Source organism: Bradyrhizobium sp., assembly GCF_016462955.1.
Taxonomy (GTDB): Bacteria; Pseudomonadota; Alphaproteobacteria; order Rhizobiales; family Xanthobacteraceae; genus Bradyrhizobium.
Genome location: NZ_JAEMSD010000405.1, coordinates 1 through 2,180 on the forward strand (window position 1 = coordinate 1; position 2,180 = coordinate 2,180).

The 2,180-nt window shown below is 64.9% G+C and carries 3 protein-coding genes; 2 read left to right on the forward strand and 1 reads right to left on the reverse strand.

Translation table 11 applies throughout. The features are described from left to right. Window positions 1–373 (reverse strand): glycosyltransferase family 39 protein (locus tag JHD07_RS29780; protein ID WP_291628646.1); only part of this gene is annotated, 373 nt, incomplete at its 3' end. A gap of 202 nt (window positions 374–575) precedes the next feature. On the opposite strand from JHD07_RS29780, the gene JHD07_RS29785 reads away from it, so the two are divergent. Together JHD07_RS29785 and JHD07_RS29790 are read left to right on the forward strand one after the other, a co-directional pair. Continuing rightward, window positions 576–1,277: a FecR domain-containing protein gene (locus JHD07_RS29785; protein ID WP_291628648.1), complete on the forward strand. Its 702-nt coding sequence runs from the start codon at window positions 576–578 to the stop codon at window positions 1,275–1,277. A 2-nt stretch (window positions 1,278–1,279) separates the two neighbouring features. Further along, window positions 1,280–2,180: hypothetical protein (locus tag JHD07_RS29790; RefSeq protein WP_291628650.1), on the forward strand; the 901-nt coding region annotated here is incomplete at its 3' end.

Below are 2,180 nucleotides of genomic sequence, written 5' to 3' on the forward strand. Positions count from 1 at the left end.
GGTTGAAGCCGGCGATCAGCGCCGCGGCGAACGCGGGCCCTTGCGCGGAGAACAGCGCAAGGCCGCACAGATAAATCGCGACGATCGCGAGCGCGCCGAACAACGTCGCGGGATAGCGCCAGCCAAACGCGTTGTCGCCGAAGGTTGCGATCGAGGCCGCGATCAGTTCCTTCGCCAGCGGTGGATGCATGGGATTGAGCATCGGCTGCGACATCGAAGGCGCCAGCATTTGCTGTGCCGCGGGGACGTAATGCACCTCGTCGAAGACGAATTTCTCCGGAGTCGCGAGGCCGATCAGAAGCGCCAGATGCGCGACCAGGAAAATCACGACAGCAATCACTGCGCTCCGCGACACGTTCGGAACCGCGCGCAATTCAAGCGTCTTTTGTGGAGCCGTCTTGCGTGGCAAATCTGCTTCACCGAGGGAGAAAAAATATACTTGTCATCGTCATTGAACGTATTCTGCCGCGGCTGTCACTAAGCTTGATGCGCGTCGCGCGCCGCTTGTGATAATTCCGCCACATCACAAGCGCGCGCGATCCGGTACGATCAGGGACACATCGATCGGTTGCGAAATGAATTTACGTTTTTGGCTTTTTCCCCTCCTGCTCACGGCCGCATTCTGCGCGGCGTCCGGCGCCAAGGCGCAGACGCGCGTCGGCCAGGCCGTCGTGATCCAGAACGAAGTGGTGCGCGTCGCCGCAACCACCACGCCAGTCAATGTCGGCGACAACATGCTACGCGACGAGACCGTGCGCACCGGCGTGGACAGCGCCGCGCGTTTCGTGATGGCCGACAGCACCAACCTGTCGCTCGGGCCGAGCGCGACCCTGAAGCTGGACCGCACCGTCTTCAACGACGAGCGCAGCTATCGCGACATCGCGATCCGCATGACCACCGGCGCGTTCCGCTTCGTCACCGGCAATTCCGACAAGTCCGCCTACAAGATCACGACCCCGCTCGCGACCATCGGCGTGCGCGGCACCACGCTCGACATCCTCTCGCAGCGCGGACGCTCGGTGGTCGTGCTTCAAGACGGCGCGGCCAGCGTCTGCACGAGGAGCGGCCAATGCGTGCAGCTCACGCAGCCCGGCGAGACCGCGGTCATCACCTCGACCGGCGGCAATGTCAGAATCACAAAGTCCAACACGCCGCCCTGGACCTTTGCCGCCAACTGCGCCGCGAGTGCCGGGCTGTGCGCGGTCAACCAGTATGCCGGCGCCTCGCCGACCTTCACGCCCGCCGTCCAGGACGACGGCATGCTGTGCGGACGCTGACGATGGCGAAATTCACCGTCCGGCGCCTCGTCCTTGCCGCTGCACTGACCGCAATCGCGGCGTTTGCGCTTATCACTTTCAACGCCCGCCCGGCGGCTGCACAGGCATGGGAGTGCGGGTCCGAGTGCGGTGAACCAGAGCCCACTCCGTCTCCCACCTATTCTCCGTCGCCAAATCCGTCCCCGACCTATTCTCCGTCTCCGTCTCCGTCACCCACTCCGACCCCCTCCCCATCGCCGAGCCCTTATCCCTCGCCTTCGCCGAGTCCGGATCCGGCGCCTTCGCCGAGCCCGTATCCTCCGCCGTCGGGACCCACCGGCGCGGATTCCAGCGGCAATTCGATCGGCGGCCTTGCCAACCAGCGCTTCAACCAGATGATCACCAACCGGGTGCTCGGCACGGTGCTGCTCGGCGTCAACGAGCAGATCAATTGCGGCGACTGCGTCAGCGCGTTCGGCTCGGCGGGCTCGTTCTCGGCCGGCATTCACGGCCGCAAGGCGCTCACCAACAATCTCTCGCTGCTCGCCGGCATCGCCTACACGCATTACGACGGGGGCGGCTACAAGATCACCAGCGCACCGATCGGCGCTTTCGCGCTGCGCTACGACTTCACCGATTGGGGCTCGTCGCGCCCGTTCTTCGATGTCGGCGCGATCCTGACGCCATGGGAGAAGGCACGTTACACGCGCAGCTACGACACCAGCCTCGGCCCGGTGAGCGTGACCAGTTCGACCAACGCCTCGAACTACGCCGTCTATGGCCGGGCCGGCTGGATCAGCCGCCTCTCGCCGCGCGACGAGGTCGCGGCCTCGATTGAGGTCTGGCAACTCTGGCAACGCGTGTCCGGCTACAGCGACAGCGCCGTGGCCTTCAATCCATTCGATGCCACGATCGCAACCGGCA

Coding starts and splice junctions, on each gene's coding strand:
- JHD07_RS29785 (WP_291628648.1), top strand. CDS start 576: ATGAATTTACGTTTTTGGCTTTTTCCCCTCCTGCTCACGGCCGCATTC.